The sequence below is a fragment of the Citrobacter sp. Awk 2 genome (assembly GCF_028069815.1).
GTDB lineage: Bacteria > Pseudomonadota > Gammaproteobacteria > Enterobacterales > Enterobacteriaceae > Citrobacter.
The window spans coordinates 1-21974 of the sequence record NZ_JANEWL010000086.1; the positions used below are offsets into that span (position 1 = coordinate 1).

The window sequence follows — 21974 nt, forward strand, 5'->3', positions numbered from 1 at the left end:
CATGAAAAACATAACAAGTTGAAAAATAATAATTTTATGTCCGTATAAACTGAAATCCTGTGTTCAGGTTCCGGGAACGGATCGGCCATTCCCGACGCATACTTTACCCATTCTTTTGCGCAGCCAGCAGCAACTTTAAAGCCTTTTCCCGTTCCTCGGGTGGAATTGCATCAATTAGCTCTTTAACCCTCCCCTGCCCGTTCAGCGCGCTTGGACTAACGGAATGGGAGAAAGCAACATTCATCACAAAAAAGTGACCGCACTCCACATTAGAGCAATAGCAGTACACATCGTACAGTTGTGGGTGTTTCCTGTTTGTTTTACCTACGGGATATGACTGATAGATTTGCTCTTGAATTGTCATACCAGAAAACGTTAGGCATTATCAGGCATTGCACCACGGTAGAACATACCAGACGATCAACAAAAAACATAAGTGACGAGCAACGCCAATCAGCTTTGCACCACACAGCACTTGTCGCTATTTGATAATAGTTCGATCACAACTAAATAAGTAACATAAAATCACATGTACAAGTAGTTGTACGTATGCCATGATTGAACCATCAAGTCTCGACACCCTGGAGAAGTCATGCAACACGTAAACTACACCGATGCTCGACAGCATTTAGCTGACCTGATGCAGCAGGCTAATGATGATCGTGCGCCAATCCTGGTTACGCGTAAGGGTGCTAAAAGCGTGGTAATGATCGACGCGGAGGAGTTCGCATCGATTCAGGAAACGTTGCACCTGTTCAGTAACCCGGCGAACGCGGCACACATTGAAGCCAGCCTTGCATCGCTCGAACGCGGCGATTATGAGGAACTGGACATTTAATGAAAGTCAGGATATCCCCGCAGGCAAAAAGCGATCTTCAGTACTGGGCCGAGAATGACCCAAAGACGCATAACAAGGTAATGGAGTTAATCAAATCGGCTAAGGAAAGCCCCTTCAAGGGGATAGGGAAGCCGGAGGCGCTAAAGCACCGTAAGCCCCTCTGGTCACGTCGCATCACAAAAGAACATCGCCTGGTGTATTACGTTGAGCAAGGCGATCTGTATATCGTCGCGTGTCGTTATCACTACACCACGATCTAACAGCTTTTCCCTGGCTGGCGGGTTTGCCTTAAACTTTGCCAGCTAATCTTGCCCTCCCCTTTCTGTATGTGATTCTCAAAAAGGGAATCTCACAAAACGGGTATAAATACGGGTACAAATAAAGCCTTCGCCATAAAAACAAATTAAATATCAATTAGTTATCATTAAAGGCGTTTCCTGCAGGGACACCATTTCACAGTTCGCCACTCTCCGCAGTAGTTCGCAAAATCCCTTACACAACATGCTCTCAATAAAATATAAGTTCGCCATAGTTCGCAATAGAACGTTGACAGCCGCATACTTCGGCGGGTAAAAAACGAGTAAATAATTTTACCCACCGGAATTTTACCCATGCTAACCATCAAGCAGATCGACGCGGCAAAGCCGAAAGATAAACCATACCGACTGCTCGACAGCAACGGGCTGTACCTTTATGTGCCAGTTGAATCGCCACAGGTTTAACAGACACCTCATAGTCATTTAAAATGGCTTAAAGAGAGGTGCATATGAGCAGTAAGCGTTATCCTGAAGAGTTTAAAATTGAAGCCGTTAAGCAGGTTGTTGATCGTGGCCATTCGGTTTCTAGTGTCGCAACACGTCTCGATATCACCACCCACAGTCTTTATGCATGGCTAAAGAAATCCGGGCCGGACTCATCCACTAATAAAGAACAGTCAGATGCACAGGCCGAGATCCGCCGGCTCCAGCGACAGTTCAATCCGGATGCTCCGGATGAGCGTTTGGTAACGGACATCACCTACATCAGGACCCACGAGGGCTGGCTGTATCTGGCCGTGGTTGTTGACCTGTTCTCACGCAAAATTATCGGCTGGTCAATGCAATCCCGGATGACAAAGGACATTGTCCTGAACGCACTGCTGATGGCTGTATGGCGGCGTAATCCGCAAAGAAAGGTGCTGGTTCACTCGGACCAAGGCAGTCAGTACACAAGTCATGAGTGGCAGTTATTCCTGAAATCACACGGCCTGGAAGGGAGTATGAGCCGTCGTGGCAACTATTACGATAACGCGGTTGCAGAAAGCTTTTTCCAGTTACTGAAACGCGAGCGGATAAAGAAAAAGATCTACGGAACGCGGGAAGAAGCCCGCAGCGATATTTTTGATTACATCGAAATGTTTTATAACAGTAAGCGTCGGCATGGTTCGAGCAATCTGATGTCACCGACAGAATATGAAAACCAGTATTATCAACGGCTCGGAAGTGTCTAGATTATCCGTGGCGATTCAGCTCAACGTAACCTTTCAGGTTATACCGAGGTATTCACAGAGTCACTCAAGCCCATTTCTCCCCAAGCATTTTTCCAGCCAGCGATACGTTTTACTGAAATAGAATGATGAGTCGACTTATCATTCTGCGCACGGTGCCCACCGTGTTTATCCAGATACTCCACATGAGCCTCATAAATATCATTCCTGATCCACGACAGCGGCGTGACATAGAAAGTATTCGGCTCTCGACCAAGATCGATAAAAACCCAAAACTCATTATTTTTTTTATCAAGAGTACACTGGGCAGCATAGTTGGTTGTGGTTTGCCATGTTCCCACTTTTTTCGATCGAGTCGTCACTTTGCACGTTTTACCGTTGGGGGCCTCAAATAGGATGAATGACTTGTTGCCTTCCTTTTGAACGACAACATTTCTGGCCCCAAGGCTGGTTAATTTGTGCAATACCGCTAACTGCCCTAATTCTGCTGTGTTCATAATTTTCTCTCAAACGATTCAAAAAATCAGTAAATGCTGCAAATTTGCAGCGATGAGATAACCATCTACATCTAAAACAACAAAACCAACTTTCAGCACTTAATAAAAAAAGCACTAAGCCTCACGAGGTGAGGTCAACCAAACCGCCTGCATCCAGGCCAGTCTTTTTTGCAACTGGGGGATGAAATTATTCAGCCAATACAAGGAGGAAACATAGCCTGAAGATCCACCGCCACGGCTAAACCGTTTTACAAAAAACTCATCTTCCCCTACCCGATGAATTAATGATCTTCCAGTCAATGCCTGAAATGCCGCCGCAATGATATTTGCCAACTCGTCTTCATCTTCCGGGATACTCACCTGACATAATGCCTTGCGCATCTCCAGCCATAAGAAGAGGCTCCCACGCGATCCCCATTGAGATGGGGCCGGGTCAAACAAGTCTGATACAACGGCCCATTCGCGTTCCGGAATGCTAATCTTTTTTGCCGCAATCTTATGCACCAACGGGAAAAATATCAGCCTGAAAAAATCAGCCTCTACCGTGAATGTAAAACCGTCAGCTACATCAAAGTAAATGGCTTCAGCCGTTGATATCGCTTTACCCGTCAACGCAAAAAAGAGGTGATTTAGCCTGGTATCCAGTTCGCTAAGGTCATCAGGACATGACTCAGCACCAAAAGCTGAAATCATTTTATCGACCAAAATTTGGTTGCCATCATAATCAGTGAATAATTGCCGTTCATTGGTAACAACTTTTCTGATGATTTGCGCGAGAGTCGCTTTTTGTGGGAAAAGAAGATACTCCAGTTCAGGTCTCTTGTGCTTTTCGACCACGATGTCATAAGCCGTCTGTCGCTTAGTGTTCGTTGTCGCACTTCTGTCGGCTCCAAGAGATAACAGTTCCCCTATCACCGACAAATTGGCCCCATGCCATGCAGCCTGATGCAACGGGGTGTAGCCTTTAGGTTCACTGGGAAGATTGACCAGATGAGGATAATCACGAAAAATGGGCAAAATAGTTTCCCATTCTCCCTGAAAAGCGAGTTTTAATACTTTATCGTTAACAGACTTCATTCCAGCCTCTCTTACTGTGCCCGTTCAGCATCCCTACGCAAGAAAATACGTTATAGTTTATCCACCGTATGACGCCATTTCGGCATGGTGAGCTTACCGACAGTGTTCTGATTACCGAAGAAACCGACCTCGTTCACCGCGTCATTTTCTGCGCGGGTTTCCAGCCATTTTGACCTACCCCCTGGATTAGATACAACCTTCAGTTAATAATGTCGGTTGGTTTTTTCTTCATATTTCCCGTTTCGCCAGCCTGCTGCAAATTCAGCTGGAGTCTGGTAATCCAGTGATGAATGTGGACGGCACTCGTTATTATCTTGCACGCAGCATCGGTGCCGCCCCTGCCACAATGCGCTGGGAATCTCAGGCTGTTTCATTGGTTCCGGTCGTTCAAGTAGACACGATACTCAACGGCGTGGTGGATAAGTCCATTATGAATGCACTAATAATGAAAAAAATGAGTGTTAGAATTCAATCCAGAAAACAGAATCTAGCAGGCTGAGTAATCCGAATGGTGGTTTCGGGTAACACAACGACCACTAAAAAAGATCTCTATGCACCAGCACAGAGTTCTCAGCAGCTTAAAGTGGTCCTCGAAGCTAAATCGCCTTCTTCGCAACAATCCTCCCGGTCGTATTATCCATCCGATATTGAGAGATCGTACCATCAAGGATGTGCTCAACAACTGCAATCGCTGTTGTTAGCGGCACATTGAACCACTCCTGGGGACACCATCACATCTATCACGCAACGCTGCGTTTTATTTCACCATCACGGTACTTGCCATAGCTCCACACAGTTTCTCCCCCGGCGTTTTGCGCCATACAGCGCTTCATCAGCCGCCTGGATAAGACGCTCATAATCGGGATGTCCATTAAACATCGCTGCACCGATTGAAAGAGAAAGTAAAATGGGTTCGCCTGTCGGAGAGTTCACCTTAATTCTTTCCACGCCTTTGCGGATCCGCTCTGCAATGCGCAGAGTGTCAGCCACGTTGATTTCGGTCAGGATGATGAGGAACTCATCGCCGCCATAACGAAAAACATAGTCGCAGGTACGCACATTGTCATAAAACGCACCGGCGACTTTACGCAGGATCTCATCTCCGGTGTTATGTCCCCACGTATCGTTGATCTGCTTAAATTTGTCGACATCAATCAGCAGCGTCGAAAGCGGTATCCCGCTTCGACTGGCGTGAATGATTTCGCGTTTAAAAATGGTTGGCAGAAAACGACGGTTCAGCAAGCGCGTCAACACGTCCATCCCCACCTCATGTCGCGAGACTTCATCAAACAGTTCGCGCAGTAAAGTGACGATTTGCGAGAGTATGTTCCGTGTTTGCTGCAAAAACTTAACCCGTCGCGGTTTACTGGCGAGGGCATCGTCAGAGATGCGGATATCTTTAAAAATGTCATCAAAATCCTGGATCAGGCGGGATATATGTCCTGCCTCAGCAATCCCACTGAAGTAATGACGTCCCTTATGGCTAAACCACAATCCGAAATCGGATTGACCAAGCGGGCTGCTATTCCCGATGCTGGAGTCAAACATGACTTTATAAAGCAGCGTCATTTCCCACGTCAGTAACGCGTTAGTCTGCCGTTCCTTTTCCTCTTCTGCGTTCTCCATCAGTGAGAAGATGCGATAGTTTTCGTCCTCTTTAGCCGCATTATTCTCACTGAAGACATACGCTCGTGACATAACCTCCATCGCCAGATCGATACTGTTGATGGCGTAGTGGTAAATGTTGAGTTTGATTTCAGAAGTGTGCGGGCTGGTATTAATCAGCGGCAGCAGTAATTTTTTTAGTACTCTGAAGCCCATTTCAACCAGATCAACAGAGATCCCGATGCGAGCGTGAACATCCGCGGCACGCTGCTGGGCACGCATCTGTTCTTCAACCTGTTCTACCTGGCAGGAAAGCACATCGATAAGCCAACGACGTAATGCTTCTTGTAGCTGCCTTTCTACCTGCTCGGTGGTTAAAAACTCCGCGGCATTAGGGTCGGCCAATACAACGCGGTAAAACTCTGCGATCAGCACCGGCGCATGAACGTGTGCCAGTTGTGCTGCAAGCTGATGGACGTATGGGTCCGTCTCATTAATCAACTGTACCCACTCGTCCTTCACGGTTTGTAGATAGGTTTCCATAGGATGGTCCTCAGGGTAAGTTGTTACCGTTTTCAGTACGGCTGGCAAATTATAGTCTGTTATGATTATTGGGTATGAATGCCTTCCCTACCAATATCGCCTTCACATACACTGCTTTGCACAATCCAAACAGACTGACTGACACTGGACTCCTTTCTGGCGGCTAACATGAAACAAATAACCTTCAGCGATCTGCAACAACAAAGTGAAGCAGCAGCCCATTCTCCTCGCTTGCGCGCACATCGTAATTTTCATCCGCAACTAAGCGATCCCGTTCAGCGTCTGGCGATTGCGATGGAACCAGGAACCTATGTCCGCCCTCATCGCCACCCGCATACCTTTGAGCTGTTATTACCTCTCAGCGGGCGCTTTGTGGTATTGAATTTTGATGAGGCCGGCGTCGTCACGCGGCGTGTTGTGTTAGGAGAGGACTGTATGGCGCTGGAGATGGATGCCGGTACCTGGCACGCCGTCTTGTCCCTGGATAAGGGGGGCGTTATTTTTGAAGTTAAACACGGTGGTTATCAACCCGTGGCCGAACAAGACGTTGCGGCCTGGGCGCCTGCTGAGGGCGAGCCCGGCACGACTGAGCTGATGGCCTGGTATCAGCATGTTCAGCCCGGAGATACGCCGTTTAGCGCCTGAACATTTCGCGGTAACAGACAGAAGCCAAACCAGTTTGGTAAAACCCCGTATTCTGGCATCCCATCGGACGTTAAGGTTATAATCCTGACAACGATTTTATTGGATCAGACACCAAAATGACAAAACTCACCCTACAAGAGCAGATGCTGAAAGCTGGCTTAGTCTCCAGCAAAAAAATGGCGAAAGTACAGAGAACAGCGAAAAAATCGCGCGTTCAGGCCCGTGAAGCCAGAGAAGCGGTTGAAGAGAATAAAAAAGCACAAATTGAACGGGATAAGCAGTTAAGCGATCAACAGAAACAAGCGACGCTGTCGAAAGAATACAAAGCGCAGATTAAGCAGCTTATTGAAATGAACAAAATCACCATTTCTAAAGGTGATATTGGGTATAACTTCACCGATAATAATCTGATAAAAAAAATCTACGTGGATAAGCTGACACAGGCGCAATTGATTAAAGGGCGTCTGGCTATTGCCCGGCTGACCGCCGAAAGCGACCGTGACAGCGAATATGCTATTATCCCGGCCGTCGTTGCCGATAAAATTGCACAACGTGACGACAGCTACATCGTCTTAAATTGTGAGCTGAGCCAGGAAGCGAAAGACGAAGACGATCCGTACGCTGATTTCGTCGTACCTGACGATTTAATGTGGTAAATGGAAAATGCCGGATAATAAGTCCGGCATTTTTTCTAATAATGAGGTGACGACTCAGATGTTCATTCAATTACCCTTATCATAACCGCGCCTCCTCTCTCTAGAACTTATAATGCTCTTTGCTTAGCCCGTATTTTCTCATCCGCAAATACAGCTTTTTGCGCGGAACTTGCAGATATTCTGCCACTTCATTAATACGCCCTTGATGAATATTTAGCGCTTCGGTAATGATTTGCCGCTCATACTCTTCAACCCGGCGATCTAACGGTGTCGGTTCCGGCATATGCAACTGCGGATTGGCGGTTTCCGCCAATGGCAGCAACCCAACGGCAAAAAGCTCTGCGGCGTTTGCCAGCTCTCGCACATTGCTCAGCCATACACGACGTCGCATCCCTTTCAGCAATTCCCCGTCGACCTCCGGAATGGGGTGGTTCAGACGCAGGCAGGCTTTTTGCAGGTAATGGCGAAAAAGCGGCTCAATATCGTCCGGGCGCAGGGATAGCGGCTGGCAGGCGATTTGCGTCATGGCGAAACAGTAATACAGTTCGGCCACGATCTGGTTTGTTGCCGCCAGCTCCACCAGCGATGTCGTACCAATACCAATTAACCGAAAAGGACGCCGCTCCTGGCTTTGCAGGTGAACCAACTGCTGCTGCTGCTCGCGCGTCAAACACGCTATATGGCTTAATACCAGCGTCCCGCCTTGCGCTTGTGCAATCAGCTCATCGAGCTGAGCGGTGTTCCCGATGGTGAGCTCTGCGCGAATAAGCGGCCCCTGGGCGCTACGTCCCAGTTGATGCAGATAACGGGCTCCCGTCATGCGTCCCGTCCCCGGCTCCCCATAAAACCAGACGGCAAGATCCGTTTCTGCCAGTTGCTGCAGGCGTTGACGGTACTGATTTATCCAGTCGCTGTAGCCAACCAGCTCAACCTGCAGCTTTTGTTGGCAGTAATGACGACGGGCAATCACAGATTTTCGCTGCTGCAACGCCTCTGCAACCTGCAACAGCAGCTTGCCGGGATCGACCGGCTTTTGCAGAAAATCCCATGCCCCTTTTTTCACCGCATCCACCGCCATCGGCACATCGCCATGACCGGTAATCAGCAGGATCGGCAGTTGGTTATCATCCTGATGAAAAAGAGCCATCAGTTCGATACCGTTACAGCCGGGCATACACACGTCACTCAGGACGATACCGGGCCAGTCAGCCTGTAGCCAATTTCGGGCATCATAGGGGTTATTGCACGCGCATACCCGATAGCCTGCCTGCTCAAGCAACAAGGTGTAAGCATCAAGGACATCGGCATCATCATCAATCAGCAGAACAGAATATTCATCACTCAACATCTTCTACATCCGTCAGGTTGAATTGCAGTACCACGCAGGCATTGCGCCCCAGCGTTGACGCCAGGCGTAGCTCGCCGTTCATCTGCGTCATTAACGAGACACAAATTGATAGCCCAATACCGAGACCAACATCCTTACTGGTGGTAAACGGTTTTAATAGCGACGGCAGCAGTGCACCAGGCCAGCCGGGGCCATTATCGCTGACAAAGACACACACCGTACTACCCTCGACCTGCCAGTGAACGTCAATCTTCGCGGCAACCGGGCAGGCATCCAACGCATTTGCCAGTATGTTTACCAGAACTTGCTGAATTCTCACTTCATCGCCCGTAACCCACACGCGCTCAACCGGCAGCGAAAGCGTACCCTGCTGCGGTTTATGCCGCATAGACAATAGCTCCCAGGCCGCGCTGAAGGTTTGTCGTAAATCGACCGGATGCAGTGGTGCCCCCGGCTCGGCCCGGCGCGCAAACTGTCGCAATGAGCGGATAATGGCATCGATACGGGTAATGAGTCCTTCAGCTTTGGTTAACGTGCTTCTGGCCTGCGCCAACTGCTCCTGTTCAATTGCCCTGCCCGCAGTAAACAGATACATCGACAAGGCATTCAGTGGTTGATTGATTTCGTGGGCCAGCGTGGTCATGGTCTGTCCAACCACCGCCAGTTTCGCCGTCTGAATCAATTCGCCCTGGGTCGCTCGCAGATCGGCTTCAATCTCCTTACGCTCTGCCACTTCCTGCTCAAGCTGACTTTTTTGCGTATTGAGCTGACCCAGCGTATGGCGCAGTAACCCCGCAATGCGCCCTAGCTCATCACGACCATAAACCGGGATCGAGGCATCGGTTCTGCCAAGACCAATTTGCACCACGGCCTGGTTGAGCGCGGTAAAACGCTTCACCAACCGTGAACGGATAAAGTAGTGGTTGAGCCCCCAGGCAAGAAGCAGCGCCAATAGCGTCGCCAGCAGAATAAGCCCACCGCTGACGCGAACAATCTGCTCCAGTCGCTGGTTAAACATCTGCATTTGCTGATGACTACTTCCCAACTGAGCCTCAAGCAATGTTCGAAAACGACCAAGCGTAGCTTCTCTGGCATGACTGGCATCAACCAGCGCTTTTTGCGCCGCGACGTAATCGCGCATCGTATCGGGCATTTTGTTTTTCATCATCCCGATTTCCAGCAATTCGTCGATGGTTTGTCGCAACGTGATAGTACTGGGCCAGTCGTCCAGGGTGCGGATATTTTCATCCGCCGTTTTCTTCAAATTTTCCAGATAACGAATATGATTCTCTACCAGCATGCCGTCGTCGCTACCTGACTTCAGTTCATTCAACCTGTCGCGTAAATCATCGACAATCTGGTTTTCAATTCTTGCCAGCGTGTACACCTGTTGCTGCTCATTTTGCACCTCCCTGGCGCGTTTCAGGTACAACGCCGCGTCACCATTTTTCGCTTCAATTTGATCCAACAACGTTCCCTGCTGCCAGGTGAAATCCTGCACCAGAGAGTTCAGTTCGGTCGTGAAATCATCATGTAACCAGTCGATTCGCGCGGAAAGTTCGCTGACTTTTTCGCGTACCAGGAACATGTTGTAGAGCACCCTGTCCAGCTCGGTCATCAACGCCCGGCTATCCTGCAAAATCACCGCCAGCTGTTGCTGTTCCGTGGGTTGCAATCCCCGACTCAGCAGTTCAATTTTGTCCAGATGTTCTATGATCTGATTGCGCAGTTGCAGCCGTACAGTCGTGTTGGGGGCAAGCAGGAATTCATTAAGCTGATCGACAACCAGGTTAAGATTCCCTTCAATCAAAAAAGCGGAATGCACGCGCGGGAAATAGTCATCGAGCGAATAGCGGATTTGCGAGCTTTGCTCATGCCAGGAATACAAACTGACACAGCTCACGCTTAGCGTCAGTAAAGCTCCCGTCAGAAAAGCACCCCGCAAACTGCTGCTGATGCTGAGCTGACGAAGACGTTGCCATAGCGAACCGCCTTTCATTGTAGTTCTTCCAGTTTTGATATCGCCAGGCGCTGGTTGTTAAGAAACCAGAGTTGCCACTCCATCATTTGCTGTTCAGCAAAACTTTTATTATCGAATTGAGCAAGCCAGGCTTCATCTTCGCTGCTCCTGGCGTCGATTGGGACCTGGGTTAACAGCGCTCTGATTTCGGGTAACGGGTGTTTCAGACGTGCTTCCGCACTGTACAGCGCTCGCCAGGCATCCTTAAGCTGTGCGAGGCGGAAACTGATGGCCGTATCAAACATCCGCTGGACCAGCTGTTGACGTTTCAGGATCAGACGGTAATTAAGCGGTGGCTGTTTCATCAAAATGGCCTGTTGGGCTGCACGCGGGTTATCTGCTGCCAGCGACGTTACCGGATATTTACCGGTATTCGCATCGGCAAGGATCCGCTGTCCTTCCGGGCTCAATAAATAGCGGATAAAACGTTGTGCTTCATTGGCACGCGGGCTGTTTTTCAGCACAGCTACGTAGGTCGGCGAGACCGCAGAGTGTGGGAAGTAAGTAAAGGTCAGATTGGGGTCATTGAGCAGCAGATTGGCATAGTTATCAATAACCGGTCCCGCAACGCCCAATCCGCTCTTAATTTTATCCGCAACACCAAAGCTGCGTGATGAGATGGTCACCAGGTTCCCGGCACTGGCCAGCAATGTCGCCCAACCTTCTTGCCACCCCTTTTGCTGCAGCAGTGATTCAACCATCAGGTGATTGGTATCGGAGCGCGATGGACTACTCATCAGCAGGGCATTTTGATATTTAGGATGCGTTAAATCCCCCCAGTCCGTCGGTGGAGGCAGATGTCGCGCCGTCAGTGCTGAACGATTAATCAGCAGACCAAATCCTGAGATCGCCACGGCTACAGACGTCGACCGTATTGACTCAGGCACCAGCCGCTGGCTTTCCGGCAATGCGTTATCAAAAGGAGCAAGTTTCTGATGCTCCTGAAGATGCTGTAGTAGCATCGGCGAAGAGGTTAAAATCAGGTCAACGTTTTCCGCATTCGCCGTATCGAGCAATTGTTCGAGAGAAGAACTGGTCCGGTTCAGCGTGCGGATCATCACGGACCCCGGCTCCGTTTGCCAGCGCTGAATAATCCAGGCCGTTGCCCCCGGGGAAAACGTCGTCGCCATCACCAGCTCCTTCCCCTGTGCCAGACAGGTCGCCGACAGCGACATAAAACACAGTGAGAGCGCCAACAAACTACCCCGGCAGAAAAGTCTGTTTGTGATCCTGTTCATAAATACCAACATCGTCGAAAAATAATATTGAGACAAAACTTACCCGTTTATCATGACAGGTGAAAAAGATAAAACCGCTATCAGAATAACCAGACGGAATGCGATAACAGAGATAAAGAATACCCGAAAATGTCGTTTGAATTTGTTAATACCCGCACATGCTGATGATAAAAACGCATTCAGAATAATAGTTCTGACCTCACCATAATTCAAAAGGGTCAAAATCAGTCCCACTTTCAGCAAATTGAGTCAATAGTGACACATTTCTTCAATTTGAATTTCTTCGCCACCTATTTCACTCTTCACTGCGAAAAATCCTGATATTCACATCAATATAAATTTAGGTGATGATATGTTATCAATATTCAAGACAGGGCCATCGGCAAATAAAGTCCCGGAAGAAAAAATTCAGGAGACTTACGGTCGATACCGCATTCAGGCGTTACTTAGCGTATTTCTTGGTTATCTTGCGTATTATATTGTACGCAATAACTTCACCCTCTCGACCCCGTACCTGAAAGAACATCTGGATCTCAGCGCAACACAGATTGGTTTACTCAGCAGTTGTATGCTTATTGCCTATGGGATCAGTAAAGGCATCATGAGCAGCCTGGCAGACAAAGCCAGCCCGAAAGTCTTTATGGCTTGCGGTCTGATCCTGTGCGCCATTGTCAACGTTGGCTTAGGGTTCAGCACCGGATTCTGGATTTTTGCCGCGCTGGTGGTCTTCAACGGGTTGTTCCAGGGGATGGGCGTCGGTCCCTCGTTTATTACCATCGCCAACTGGTTCCCACGCAAAGAGCGTGGACGCGTTGGCGCATTCTGGAATATCTCACACAACGTCGGTGGCGGTATTGTCGCCCCCATTGTTGGCGCCGCCTTTGCTATTCTCGGCAGCGAACACTGGCAAAGCGCCAGCTATATCGTCCCAGCCTGTGTTGCGGTGCTATTTGCTTTTATTGTTCTGATGTTGGGCAAAGGCTCACCACGCGAAGAAGGCTTGCCTGCGCTGGAACAGATGATGCCGGAAGAAAAAGTCGTGTTAAATGCCCGGCACGTAACCCAGGCACCGGAAAACATGAGCGCCTTTCAGATTTTTTGCACCTACGTGCTGCGTAACAAAAATGCCTGGTATGTTTCACTGGTAGACGTTTTTGTCTATATGGTGCGTTTTGGCATGATCAGTTGGTTACCGATTTATCTGTTAACTGAAAAACATTTCTCGAAAGAGCAAATGAGTGTGGCGTTCCTGTTTTTCGAATGGGCGGCAATTCCTTCCACATTGCTGGCAGGCTGGCTGACCGACAAACTGTTTAAAGGTCGTCGCATGCCGTTGGCCATGATTTGTATGGCGCTGATCTTCGTCTGCCTGATTGGTTACTGGAAAAGTGAATCTCTGCTGATGGTCACTATTTTTGCTGCCATCGTCGGGTGCTTGATCTATGTTCCCCAGTTCCTGGCGTCTGTTCAGACCATGGAAATCGTCCCTAGCTTTGCTGTCGGTTCGGCGGTCGGATTACGTGGTTTTATGAGCTACATTTTTGGTGCATCGCTGGGAACCAGTCTGTTTGGTGTCATGGTCGATAAAATGGGATGGCATGGCGGTTTCTATCTGCTGATGGGCGGGATTGTCTGCTGCATTCTGTTCTGCTATCTGTCTCACCGCGGGGCGCTGGAACTCGAACAACAACGAAAAAATGCCCAACAACAGGACACCGAGCTGCAGCTTGCTGATGCAAGGTAATCTGCTTTAGAGAGAAAAAAGTGCCAGCGATGCTGGCACTTTAGTTTGCTCAGATGGAAGCCAGAAAATCAGTCAATGGGGTACACAATTGCGTTTTCAGTTATGAACCTTCGATTTAATGCTTATCATCCCCCACCATAAAGCGAATGATCAATCCGCATGTCGGGGCAAGAAAAAGAAATAGTCCCGTTACCATTTCGTTTCCATCAGTCAACCGTATGGTAAAGAAATAAATTAATGCCGTAAGGATAGCCATGCCGAAAAAAGAACTAATTGACGCGGCAGCGCCCATTACCTGCCAAATATAGCAACTGACGCACAGAATGCTCAATGCGAGGAAAGTCCAAAAATAGAACATAGCGTTACCTCCTGTCTGCCGTAAAAATCGACGTAAGTCCTTACACTTCCTTGATTTTATAGTCTAAGACAATTCCTATCCGTTCGCAATTCAAGCAACATTTTCGCTACAATAACTGTTCACCTTCTGAACAGAGCATTCTCTGTTGGCCTTTATTTAATCGTCATAAAAACAACAAATTATCTATAAACCTATTCTTGCTTTTTATCGACCAAAAAACATTTACGAAACTTGAGGAATTATTTCTGGATGACATTAATCTTCGGGTGTACATTGTGCGTCCGATCATTCATACCCCTCGTGGTTTGTCCTGACTCAGTTTTACACTCTTTACAGGAACCATTGTCGCTCATAGTGACCTAACTGTTCAGTGTCAGAGAGTAACGCTGTAGACAAAGAATCTTCGCGATACATTATTTTCGTACCAACAACAGGTGCTTATGTTCCCCCAATGTAAATTTTCGCGCGCGTTTTTGCATCCGCGCTACTGGCTCACATGGTTCGGTGTCGGTGTGCTCTGGTTACTGGTGCAACTCCCTTATCCTGTTTTATGTTTTCTGGGCACCCGTACAGGTACGCTGGCGCGCCCATTTTTAAAGCGCCGGGAATCCATTGCCCATAAAAATCTCGAACTCTGTTTCCCGAATCTGTCACAAGAAGAAAGGAACAAACTGGTCGACGAGAACTTCCGCTCACTCGGCATGGCACTGCTTGAAACCGGAATGGCCTGGTTCTGGCCAGATCGCCGGGTGCGTAAATGGTTTGATGTTGAAGGCCTGGACAACCTGCAACGCGCTCAGGCGCATAACCGTGGCGTAATGGTAGTCGGCGTGCATTTTATGTCGCTGGAACTGGGGGGCCGTGTGATGGGGCTTTGCCAGCCAATGATGGCAACCTACCGCCCGCACAACAACAAATTAATGGAGTGGATACAAACCCGTGGCCGTATGCGCTCGAACAAAGCCATGATCGGCAGAAATAATCTGCGCGGCATTGTCGGCGCACTGAAAAAAGGGGAAGCCGTATGGTTTGCACCCGATCAGGATTATGGCCGTAAAGGCAGCTCATTTGCGCCATTCTTCGCCGTCAAAGATGTTGCGACAACCAACGGTACCTACGTGCTGTCACGCTTGTCAGGGGCGAAAATGCTGACCGTCACCATGGTGAGAAAATCTGATAACTCCGGCTACCGTCTGTTTATCACGCCAGAAATGGAAGGCTACCCGGAAGATGAAAACCAGGCCGCGGCCTATATGAACAAAATCATTGAGAAAGAGATCATGCGGGCACCCGAGCAGTATCTCTGGATCCATCGTCGTTTCAAAACCCGCCCGATGGGTGAAGCCTCGCTATATGTCTAAAAAGAAAGGCCGAATGGCCTTTCTTTATTTCTGCACTTGAATTACTTAACACCCCACTTGTTCTGTAATTCAGTCATTCGTTCGCTATATTCTCTGGCAAGGCAGGCGGGCTTATCCTGCTCTTTCCAGCATTCATTACGTCCTTTGATCCAGCCTCGTTGCTCTGCTTTTAGCGTCGGGTCATTTTTCGATTTAGTCAGCGCCTGCTTGTAGATCCCGTTCAATTTTAAATCCATTGCGGAAAGCGACGGGCTCTGACAGATAATCTCTTCCATGCTTCCCTTTTCCACTGCAGAACAGGAGAACGATGGACCAGCATGGGTCGATTTTTTCGCTGGGGAGAAATCAACATTATCTTCAGGCTGACAAATCCCATGCTTGCGGTTTGGGCCAGCCCAGGACACTTCCGGGTTTCCGTCATCTTTTCTGGAAATTGAGACGGTATTTTTACCGCTCTTCGCCTCCCAATAATTTTCATTAAAGGTCTTAATGGTCGCTTTTGTGCCATTAATCCATACATTGCCTTTACCATCACTATTCACGCCACCAATACTTGCGCAGCTGAAATTGAACGCTTGTGGTGCAGCTGCCATCGACGTTAATGGCGCAAGAACAAGTGCTAACATCATTAATCTGGTCATTTTTAACCTTTTCATTATCAAATTCCGCGAGAAAATTAACCGCATTAACCTCAAGGTGATATGAGAATTCTCTGAGTAACAACTACGTCGCTCAATAGCAATTTATTACCGTCAGAAATTAAACTGTCGCCGAATCACGACACTTGTAAGTTACTAAAATTAAATAAAAAAATGCCTCTTGTTTCACCTCATTTTTAGGCGTACATTAGCGCCGTCTGGAGCATTAAAGCTCAGAATTCTGAGGTGATGCAGCCAAGCAAACGCGGGGTATTCTCCCTTTCGTTTATGCTCGCATCAGCTCTCTGTCAGGTAAGCATATGTTCATTTAGGCGTACTCATCGTATGCGGAGAGATGAAAAGTGAAATATTTCTTTATGGGCATTTCTTTTATGGTCATCGTATGGGCCGGTACTTTTGCCCTGATGATCTAAATTGAAAGATGCAGCAAAAAAACAGGAGCCATTTGGCTCCTGTTTGCGTTGTAAGGTGAAAGTTTTGCTAGTCGGTACTTTCAGTGGCTGATTTCGGGCTGGCCGGGAGTAAACCATCTGCGCGGAACATGGCTTTGATTCCGCGGATTGCCTGGCGGGTACGGTCACGGTTCTCAATCAACGCAAAACGCACGTGTGTATCACCATAGTCCCCAAAGCCAATCCCCGGCGAAACACAAACCTTCGCCTCATTCAGCAATTTTTTGGCAAATTCAAGCGACCCCATTGCGGCGTACTGCTCCGGAATTTTCGCCCACACGTACATCGACGCTTTTGGCATTTCAACCATCCAGCCCGCTTCATGCAGCCCTTTGACCAGCACATCGCGACGACGCTTATATTGCTCAGCGATATCCCGTACACACTGCTGATCACCTTCCAGCGCGGCAATAGCGGCTACCTGCAGCGGTGTAAACGTTCCATAATCGTGATAGCTCTTAATGCGCGCCAGTGCGTTTACCAGCGTTTTATTGCCAACCATAAAACCAATGCGCCACCCCGCCATGTTATAGCTTTTCGACAAGGTGAAAAATTCAACGGCAACATCACGGGCCCCCGGAACCTGCATAATCGATGGCGCTTTCCAGCCATCGTAGACAATATCGGCATAGGCCAGGTCGTGAACCACCAGCACATCGTAGCGTTTAGCCAGCGCGACGACCTTTTCGAAAAACTCCAGCTCGACACACTGCGCCGTCGGGTTGGACGGGAAGCCTAAGATCATCATCTTCGGTTTCGGATAGCTTTCGCGAATCGCACGCTCCAGTTCATTAAAGAAGTCGACCCCTTCCACCAGCGGCACGGAACGCACCTGTGCTCCGGCGATAACGGCACCATAAATATGGATTGGGTAACTGGGATTCGGCACCAGGACGGTGTCGCCGTGATCCAATGTCGCCAACATCAGGTGAGCCAGCCCCTCTTTGGAGCCAATCGTTACAATCGCTTCGGATTCAGGATCGATCTCGACGTCATAGCGTTCCTGATACCAGCGAGAAATCGCCCGACGTAAACGAGGAATACCGCGCGACGTTGAATAACCGTGGGTATCCGGGCGCTGCGCCACGGTACACAGTTTTTCGACAATGTGAGGAGGCGTAGCACCGTCCGGATTCCCCATGCTGAAATCGATAATATCTTCGCCGCGCCGACGCGCAGCCATCTTCAGTTCAGCGGTAATGTTAAAAACGTAAGGGGGGAGACGATCAATACGCGTAAAACGACGTTCAGGGCGGGAGTCAGCCATAATATCCTCAGATGTACGTTAGCGCCCGGACCGTCCGAGCGACGCTGCCACGATGGTGGCACGTTTAGAAAATAGCCTGATTAATTTCCTTCTGTCGAGAGGTACAGCAAAATATTTTTTATCGGCATAAAAGAGGAACAGCGTTTCTAAAACGGGAAATGCATGAATATCTAACCCTCATGAAATCACCATTTTTTAACATTTTGTTGTTAAATACATTACGTTGAAGTTCACCTTCTCTGGAGGGATATTGTAAATACAACAATCATGCAACAATCCCCTTTTAATATTGTGGTTTTTCCTCATTAACCTGTGCTGACAGGGATGCTGGTCATCCAGCCTCAGGTTACCTATCATAGGGGTTTAACCCCTTCGCAAGAGTCACCTGTGCACGAAATATTCAATATGCTGCTGGCGGTCTTTGATCGGGCAGCGCTGATGCTGTTCTGTCTGTTTTTCCTGATTCGTATCCGCCTGTTCCGCGAACTGTTGCACAAGTCAGCCCACTCGGTGAAAGAACTGCTCGCCGTTACGGCCATTTTCTCCATGTTTGCCCTGTTCAGCACCTGGTCTGGTGTACCAGTAGAAGGCTCACTGGTGAACGTGCGTATTATTGCCGTGATGTCAGGCGGAATTCTGTTCGGCCCATGGGTCGGTATCATTACCGGACTCATCGCGGGTACACACCGTTATCTGATTGATATTGGAGGTGTTACCGCCCTTCCCTGTTTTATTACCAGCATCCTTGCTGGCTGTATTGCGGGTTGGATCAACCGAAAAATCCCTAAGGCACAACACTGGCGCGCCGGTATTTTAGGCGGGATGCTGTGCGAATCATTGACCATGATTCTGGTGGTCGCCTGGGCTCCCACAACCGAACTGGGGCTGGATATCGTCTCGAAAATCGGTATCCCAATGATCCTTGGCAGCGTCTGTATCGGCTTTATCGTCATGCTGGTACAAAGCGTGGAAGGAGAGAAAGAAGCCAGTGCGGCAAAACAGGCTAAACTGGCGCTGGATATCGCCAACAAAACCCTGCCGCTTTTTCGTCAGGTCAATAGCGAGTCGCTACGCCAGGTGTGCGAAATTATTCGCCATGATATTCATGCAGATGCCGTCGCGATCACCAATACCCAGCACGTTCTGGCCTATGTCGGCGTTGGCGAACTGAACTACCGCGATAACGATGATTTCGTTAGCCCGACCACCCAGCAGGCGATAAATTACGGAAAAATCATCATAAAGAACAATGATGAAGCACATCGCACGCCGGAAATACACTCCATGCTGGTAATACCGTTGTGGGAAAAAGGTGTGGTCACTGGCACGCTGAAAATCTACTACTGCCATGCCCACCAGATCACCTCTTCATTACAAGAAATGGCTATCGGTCTGTCACAAATTATCTCGACTCAGCTTGAGGTTTCCCGCGCCGAGCAGCTACGCGAAATGGCAAATAAGGCAGAGTTGCGGGCACTACAAAGTAAAATAAATCCCCATTTTCTGTTTAACGCGCTAAACGCGATCTCATCGTCAGTGCGACTGAACCCGGACACTGCACGCCAGCTCATTTTTAATTTATCACGCTATCTTCGCTATAATATTGAATTAAAAGATGATGAGCAGATCGACATCAAGAAAGAGCTGTATCAAATTAAGGATTACATTGCTATTGAACAGGCCCGTTTTGGCGATAAGTTGACGGTTATTTATGATATTGATGAAGAGGTCAGCTGTTTTATTCCCAGCCTGCTGATTCAGCCATTGGTTGAGAATGCCATCGTCCATGGGATCCAACCCTGCAAAGGGAAAGGTGTGGTCACGATCAGCGTGGCGGAATGTGGTAATCGGGTACGCATTGCCGTCAGAGATACTGGCCATGGTATCGATCCGAAAGTCATTGAACGCGTTGAGTCCAATGAAATGCCGGGCAATAAAATTGGCCTGTTGAATGTGCATCACCGCGTTAAGCTCCTGTACGGTGAAGGGCTACATATCCGTCGTCTTGAACCTGGCACAGAGATTGCGTTTTACGTGCCAAACCAGCACTCACCTGCAGCAGCCCCGGCCACATTATTGCTTTAACCAGGAGTAAAGTTGTGAAAGTCATCATTGTTGAAGATGAATTCCTGGCCCAACAGGAACTTAGCTGGCTGATAAAAGAGCACAGCCAGATGGAGATTGTCGGTACATTTGACGACGGTCTGGATGTGCTTAAATACCTGCAGCACAACCGCGTTGACGCTATTTTTCTGGATATAAATATTCCGTCACTGGATGGTGTGCTGCTGGCGCAAAACATCAGTCAGTTTGCGCATAAGCCCTTTATTGTGTTTATTACAGCCTGGAAAGAACACGCTGTTGAAGCCTTTGAACTGGAAGCGTTTGACTATATTCTGAAACCGTACCAGGAATCACGAATTGTCGGCATGTTGCAAAAACTGGAGGCAGCCTGGCAACAGCAGCAAACAGGAGCCCCCCTTAGCAGCCCGGTGACGCGTGAAAACGATACGATCAACCTGATCAAAGACGAGCGGATTATCGTTACGCCAATCAACGATATTTACTACGCTGAAGCCCATGAAAAGATGACCTTCGTCTACACGCGGCGCGAATCGTATGTCATGCCGATGAACATCACCGAATTTTGCAGCAAACTGCCTGCCTCACATTTTTTCCGCTGCCACCGCTCATTCTGCGTAAACCTGAACAAAATCCGCGAGATCGAACCGTGGTTTAACAACACCTATATTTTGCGATTGAAAGATCTGGAATTTGAAATCCCGGTTAGCCGGAGCAAAGTAAAAGAATTCAGGCAATTAATGCATTTATAGTGCGATTAGTCATGACCATGCGGATCGTTGTAAAATGGCGATCTACTGCCGGTGCTATAAAACGTAATAAAGTGAGTTTTCAATGAAATACAGACATGCGCTATCCCAGTTATGTTTTCAGATGCTGGAACTGGGTGCAGATCGCCGTGCGGTGAAAAAAGCCCTCACCTCACGTAGAATGAAGGCTCGTCAGGCTATCGTACTGCTATGTAAGCAAGAGATGGTGCTACTGAGAGCCGGGAAACTGCCGATACAAAACGCAACAAGCACGACATCTCACTGACAATAACAGGTCGCGAGCTAACTAAACCATTAGCTCGCGGCCACTTAGTGTGCAGGACATGCTACAGGCTAAACCGAATTAGCTAAGAGCAACCTTAATACCGAGAGCAATCAGCAGACCGCCCAGCATTTTATCGATGATTTTCTGCGCCTTTGCCAGGCCAGCGCGAACTGGCGCACTTTGGATAAGGATCACGAGTACCGGCCACCAAATCACTGACACCATCAAAATAACGCCGGCATACCAGGCTTTTTCTGGAAAACCAGACTGGACGCTCAGCACCTGAGTGAAGATCGACAGGAAAAACAGCGTCGCTTTTGGATTGAGCAGGTTGCACAAATAACCCTGCAGAAATGCTTTACCTAACGTCACTTCCTGGCGCGCAACCTGGGTCATATCCATACTGTTGTGTCCGCGTGACAGCAGAGCTTGCAGCCCCACCCAAATCAGATACGCAGCCCCCGCATATTTCAGAATATCGAATAGCCAGGGTGTCGTGGTAATAACAACCGCCAGTCCAGCCACACAGTAGGACATATGGGTTGCCACACCACCGACGATGCCAAGAGCCGTCATCATGGCCTGAAGACGCTTGTAGCGCGCCGCATTTTTAATCACCATAAAGAAGTCCGGGCCGGGAGAAAGAATGCCCAATGTGGCAATCGAAGCAACAAAGGCCGTCGCACTAACAGAAGGAATAAACATATTTAAAAATTCGCCAGGCTGAAATGCATTACCAATAAATCAGGACGTTTATTCTAGCTCACCAGCCTCTTTAAGCTCCATCACTTTTACCGCTTACTAAATATACTAAAAAGAATTCCTCACGATAAATCGAGTCTTATTGCAGCAATCTGGCCTGGATAATGCAATACTATCCCGACGTATTACTCTAAATAAGATGTCCGTTCTCATAAAGTGAAAAGCATTAAATTTACGCTAACTTAATGATATTTCGACACGTTATCCACAAGAGTGATATTTATACTTTTTCTTATTATTGCGGCAACCTTTTGCGGTTGTGCCAGGATATTTAATGTCAACATAATGACATTTGTAATAA

The 21974-nt window shown here is 48.4% G+C and carries 23 protein-coding genes and 2 pseudogenes; 13 read left to right on the plus strand and 12 right to left on the minus strand.

Going from position 1 to position 21974, the window contains the following annotated elements; all coding sequences use genetic code 11:
- Positions 1 to 103: 103 nt before the first annotated feature.
- The gene (locus NNO02_RS18145; protein ID WP_271455427.1) at positions 104 to 364 is read right to left on the minus strand and encodes an ogr/Delta-like zinc finger family protein; all 261 of its coding nucleotides are present in this window, start codon (positions 362 to 364) and stop codon (positions 104 to 106) included.
- Between the two features lie 228 nt (positions 365 to 592).
- On the opposite strand from NNO02_RS18145, the gene NNO02_RS18150 reads away from it, so the two are divergent.
- The 4 genes and pseudogenes from NNO02_RS18150 to NNO02_RS18160 all read left to right on the plus strand — a co-directional run bounded on the left by NNO02_RS18150 (position 593) and on the right by NNO02_RS18160 (position 2327).
- Positions 593 to 838: a type II toxin-antitoxin system Phd/YefM family antitoxin gene (locus NNO02_RS18150; RefSeq protein ID WP_052932205.1), complete on the plus strand. Its 246-nt coding sequence runs from the start codon at positions 593 to 595 to the stop codon at positions 836 to 838.
- Positions 838 to 1098, plus strand: a complete 261-nt coding sequence (locus NNO02_RS18155) for a Txe/YoeB family addiction module toxin (RefSeq protein WP_079965309.1) — start codon at positions 838 to 840, stop codon at positions 1096 to 1098. Before NNO02_RS18150 ends, NNO02_RS18155 begins: the two co-directional genes overlap by 1 nt.
- A 351-nt stretch (positions 1099 to 1449) precedes the next feature.
- Positions 1450 to 1557: pseudogene (locus NNO02_RS23875) on the plus strand (tyrosine-type recombinase/integrase); the annotation flags it as partial.
- Between the two features lie 47 nt (positions 1558 to 1604).
- Positions 1605 to 2327, plus strand: coding sequence for an IS3 family transposase (locus tag NNO02_RS18160; RefSeq protein ID WP_271455428.1), 723 nt, complete (start codon positions 1605 to 1607; stop codon positions 2325 to 2327).
- Between the two features lie 38 nt (positions 2328 to 2365).
- Here NNO02_RS18160 and NNO02_RS18165 read toward each other — a convergent pair whose 3' ends face one another.
- The 3 genes and pseudogenes from NNO02_RS18165 to NNO02_RS18175 form a co-directional block, all read right to left on the minus strand.
- Positions 2366 to 2821, minus strand: coding sequence for a hypothetical protein (locus tag NNO02_RS18165; protein WP_271448550.1), 456 nt, complete (start codon positions 2819 to 2821; stop codon positions 2366 to 2368).
- 114 nt (positions 2822 to 2935) lie between these two features.
- A complete protein-coding gene (locus NNO02_RS18170; protein ID WP_271455429.1) occupies positions 2936 to 3898 on the minus strand; it encodes an ankyrin repeat domain-containing protein in 963 nt (320 codons plus the stop codon).
- A 50-nt stretch (positions 3899 to 3948) separates the two neighbouring features.
- Positions 3949 to 4068: pseudogene (locus NNO02_RS18175) on the minus strand (nuclease); the annotation flags it as partial.
- A 113-nt stretch (positions 4069 to 4181) separates the two neighbouring features.
- Between NNO02_RS18175 and NNO02_RS18180 the strand changes: the two are divergent.
- Positions 4182 to 4397 (plus strand): hypothetical protein, encoded by a 216-nt coding sequence (locus NNO02_RS18180; protein WP_271448645.1) that lies wholly within the window; start codon positions 4182 to 4184, stop codon positions 4395 to 4397.
- 269 nt (positions 4398 to 4666) lie between these two features.
- Here NNO02_RS18180 and NNO02_RS18185 read toward each other — a convergent pair whose 3' ends face one another.
- Positions 4667 to 6046, minus strand: a complete 1380-nt coding sequence (locus NNO02_RS18185) for a diguanylate cyclase (RefSeq protein ID WP_271455430.1) — start codon at positions 6044 to 6046, stop codon at positions 4667 to 4669.
- A gap of 168 nt (positions 6047 to 6214) precedes the next feature.
- Here NNO02_RS18185 and NNO02_RS18190 point away from each other — a divergent pair, with 168 nt between their 5' ends.
- Both NNO02_RS18190 and NNO02_RS18195 read left to right on the plus strand, forming a co-directional pair.
- Complete coding sequence (locus NNO02_RS18190) at positions 6215 to 6691, plus strand: WbuC family cupin fold metalloprotein (RefSeq protein WP_271455431.1); 477 nt, start codon at positions 6215 to 6217, stop codon at positions 6689 to 6691.
- A gap of 116 nt (positions 6692 to 6807) precedes the next feature.
- Entirely contained in the window at positions 6808 to 7347 is a 540-nt protein-coding gene (locus NNO02_RS18195; protein WP_271440219.1) for a DUF2058 domain-containing protein, read from the plus strand.
- Positions 7348 to 7447: 100 nt separating this feature from the next.
- On the opposite strand, the gene pgtA is transcribed toward NNO02_RS18195, so the two are convergent.
- Genes pgtA through pgtC form a run of 3 tightly spaced genes read right to left on the minus strand, consistent with a single transcriptional unit; the run spans position 7448 to position 11890 of the window.
- A complete protein-coding gene (pgtA, locus tag NNO02_RS18200; RefSeq protein WP_271455432.1) occupies positions 7448 to 8695 on the minus strand; it encodes a two-component system response regulator PgtA in 1248 nt (415 codons plus the stop codon).
- Positions 8685 to 10694, minus strand: a complete 2010-nt coding sequence (pgtB, locus tag NNO02_RS18205; protein ID WP_271455433.1) for a two-component system sensor histidine kinase PgtB — start codon at positions 10692 to 10694, stop codon at positions 8685 to 8687. Before pgtB ends, pgtA begins: the two co-directional genes overlap by 11 nt.
- The gene (gene pgtC, locus NNO02_RS18210) at positions 10691 to 11890 is read right to left on the minus strand and encodes a phosphoglycerate transport regulator PgtC (RefSeq protein WP_271440254.1); all 1200 of its coding nucleotides are present in this window, start codon (positions 11888 to 11890) and stop codon (positions 10691 to 10693) included. The genes pgtB and pgtC overlap by 4 nt, the downstream gene beginning before the upstream one ends.
- Before the next feature lie 415 nt (positions 11891 to 12305).
- Here pgtC and pgtP point away from each other — a divergent pair, with 415 nt between their 5' ends.
- Positions 12306 to 13697, plus strand: a complete 1392-nt coding sequence (gene pgtP / locus NNO02_RS18215; protein WP_040231431.1) for a phosphoglycerate transporter PgtP — start codon at positions 12306 to 12308, stop codon at positions 13695 to 13697.
- A 115-nt stretch (positions 13698 to 13812) separates the two neighbouring features.
- Here pgtP and NNO02_RS18220 read toward each other — a convergent pair whose 3' ends face one another.
- A complete protein-coding gene (locus NNO02_RS18220; protein ID WP_271440216.1) occupies positions 13813 to 14055 on the minus strand; it encodes a YfdY family protein in 243 nt (80 codons plus the stop codon).
- 440 nt (positions 14056 to 14495) lie between these two features.
- Between NNO02_RS18220 and lpxP the strand changes: the two genes are divergently transcribed.
- Positions 14496 to 15416 carry a kdo(2)-lipid IV(A) palmitoleoyltransferase gene (gene lpxP, locus NNO02_RS18225; protein WP_005129779.1) on the plus strand — a complete coding sequence of 307 codons (921 nt, stop codon included), beginning with the start codon at positions 14496 to 14498 and terminating at the stop codon, positions 15414 to 15416.
- 41 nt (positions 15417 to 15457) lie between these two features.
- Here lpxP and NNO02_RS18230 read toward each other — a convergent pair whose 3' ends face one another.
- A complete protein-coding gene (locus tag NNO02_RS18230; protein ID WP_271440215.1) occupies positions 15458 to 16072 on the minus strand; it encodes a lysozyme inhibitor LprI family protein in 615 nt (204 codons plus the stop codon).
- A 344-nt stretch (positions 16073 to 16416) separates the two neighbouring features.
- Here NNO02_RS18230 and ypdK point away from each other — a divergent pair, with 344 nt between their 5' ends.
- A complete protein-coding gene (gene ypdK / locus NNO02_RS18235) occupies positions 16417 to 16488 on the plus strand; it encodes a membrane protein YpdK (protein WP_010723117.1) in 72 nt (23 codons plus the stop codon).
- A gap of 67 nt (positions 16489 to 16555) precedes the next feature.
- Here the strand turns inward: ypdK and alaC are convergent, their stop codons facing one another.
- Positions 16556 to 17794: an alanine transaminase gene (gene alaC / locus NNO02_RS18240; protein WP_137384255.1), complete on the minus strand. Its 1239-nt coding sequence runs from the start codon at positions 17792 to 17794 to the stop codon at positions 16556 to 16558.
- Between the two features lie 387 nt (positions 17795 to 18181).
- Here alaC and NNO02_RS18245 point away from each other — a divergent pair, with 387 nt between their 5' ends.
- The 3 genes from NNO02_RS18245 (at position 18182) to NNO02_RS18255 (ending at position 20911) form a co-directional block, all read left to right on the plus strand.
- The gene (locus NNO02_RS18245) at positions 18182 to 19879 is read left to right on the plus strand and encodes a sensor histidine kinase (protein ID WP_086523807.1); all 1698 of its coding nucleotides are present in this window, start codon (positions 18182 to 18184) and stop codon (positions 19877 to 19879) included.
- A 14-nt stretch (positions 19880 to 19893) separates the two neighbouring features.
- Entirely contained in the window at positions 19894 to 20628 is a 735-nt protein-coding gene (gene ypdB, locus NNO02_RS18250; protein ID WP_271440214.1) for a two-component system response regulator YpdB, read from the plus strand.
- A gap of 82 nt (positions 20629 to 20710) precedes the next feature.
- Complete coding sequence (locus NNO02_RS18255) at positions 20711 to 20911, plus strand: hypothetical protein (RefSeq protein ID WP_271440213.1); 201 nt, start codon at positions 20711 to 20713, stop codon at positions 20909 to 20911.
- A gap of 78 nt (positions 20912 to 20989) precedes the next feature.
- On the opposite strand, the gene NNO02_RS18260 is transcribed toward NNO02_RS18255, so the two are convergent.
- Positions 20990 to 21616, minus strand: a complete 627-nt coding sequence (locus tag NNO02_RS18260; protein WP_271440212.1) for a LysE family translocator — start codon at positions 21614 to 21616, stop codon at positions 20990 to 20992.
- Between the last annotated feature and the right edge of the window lie 358 nt (positions 21617 to 21974).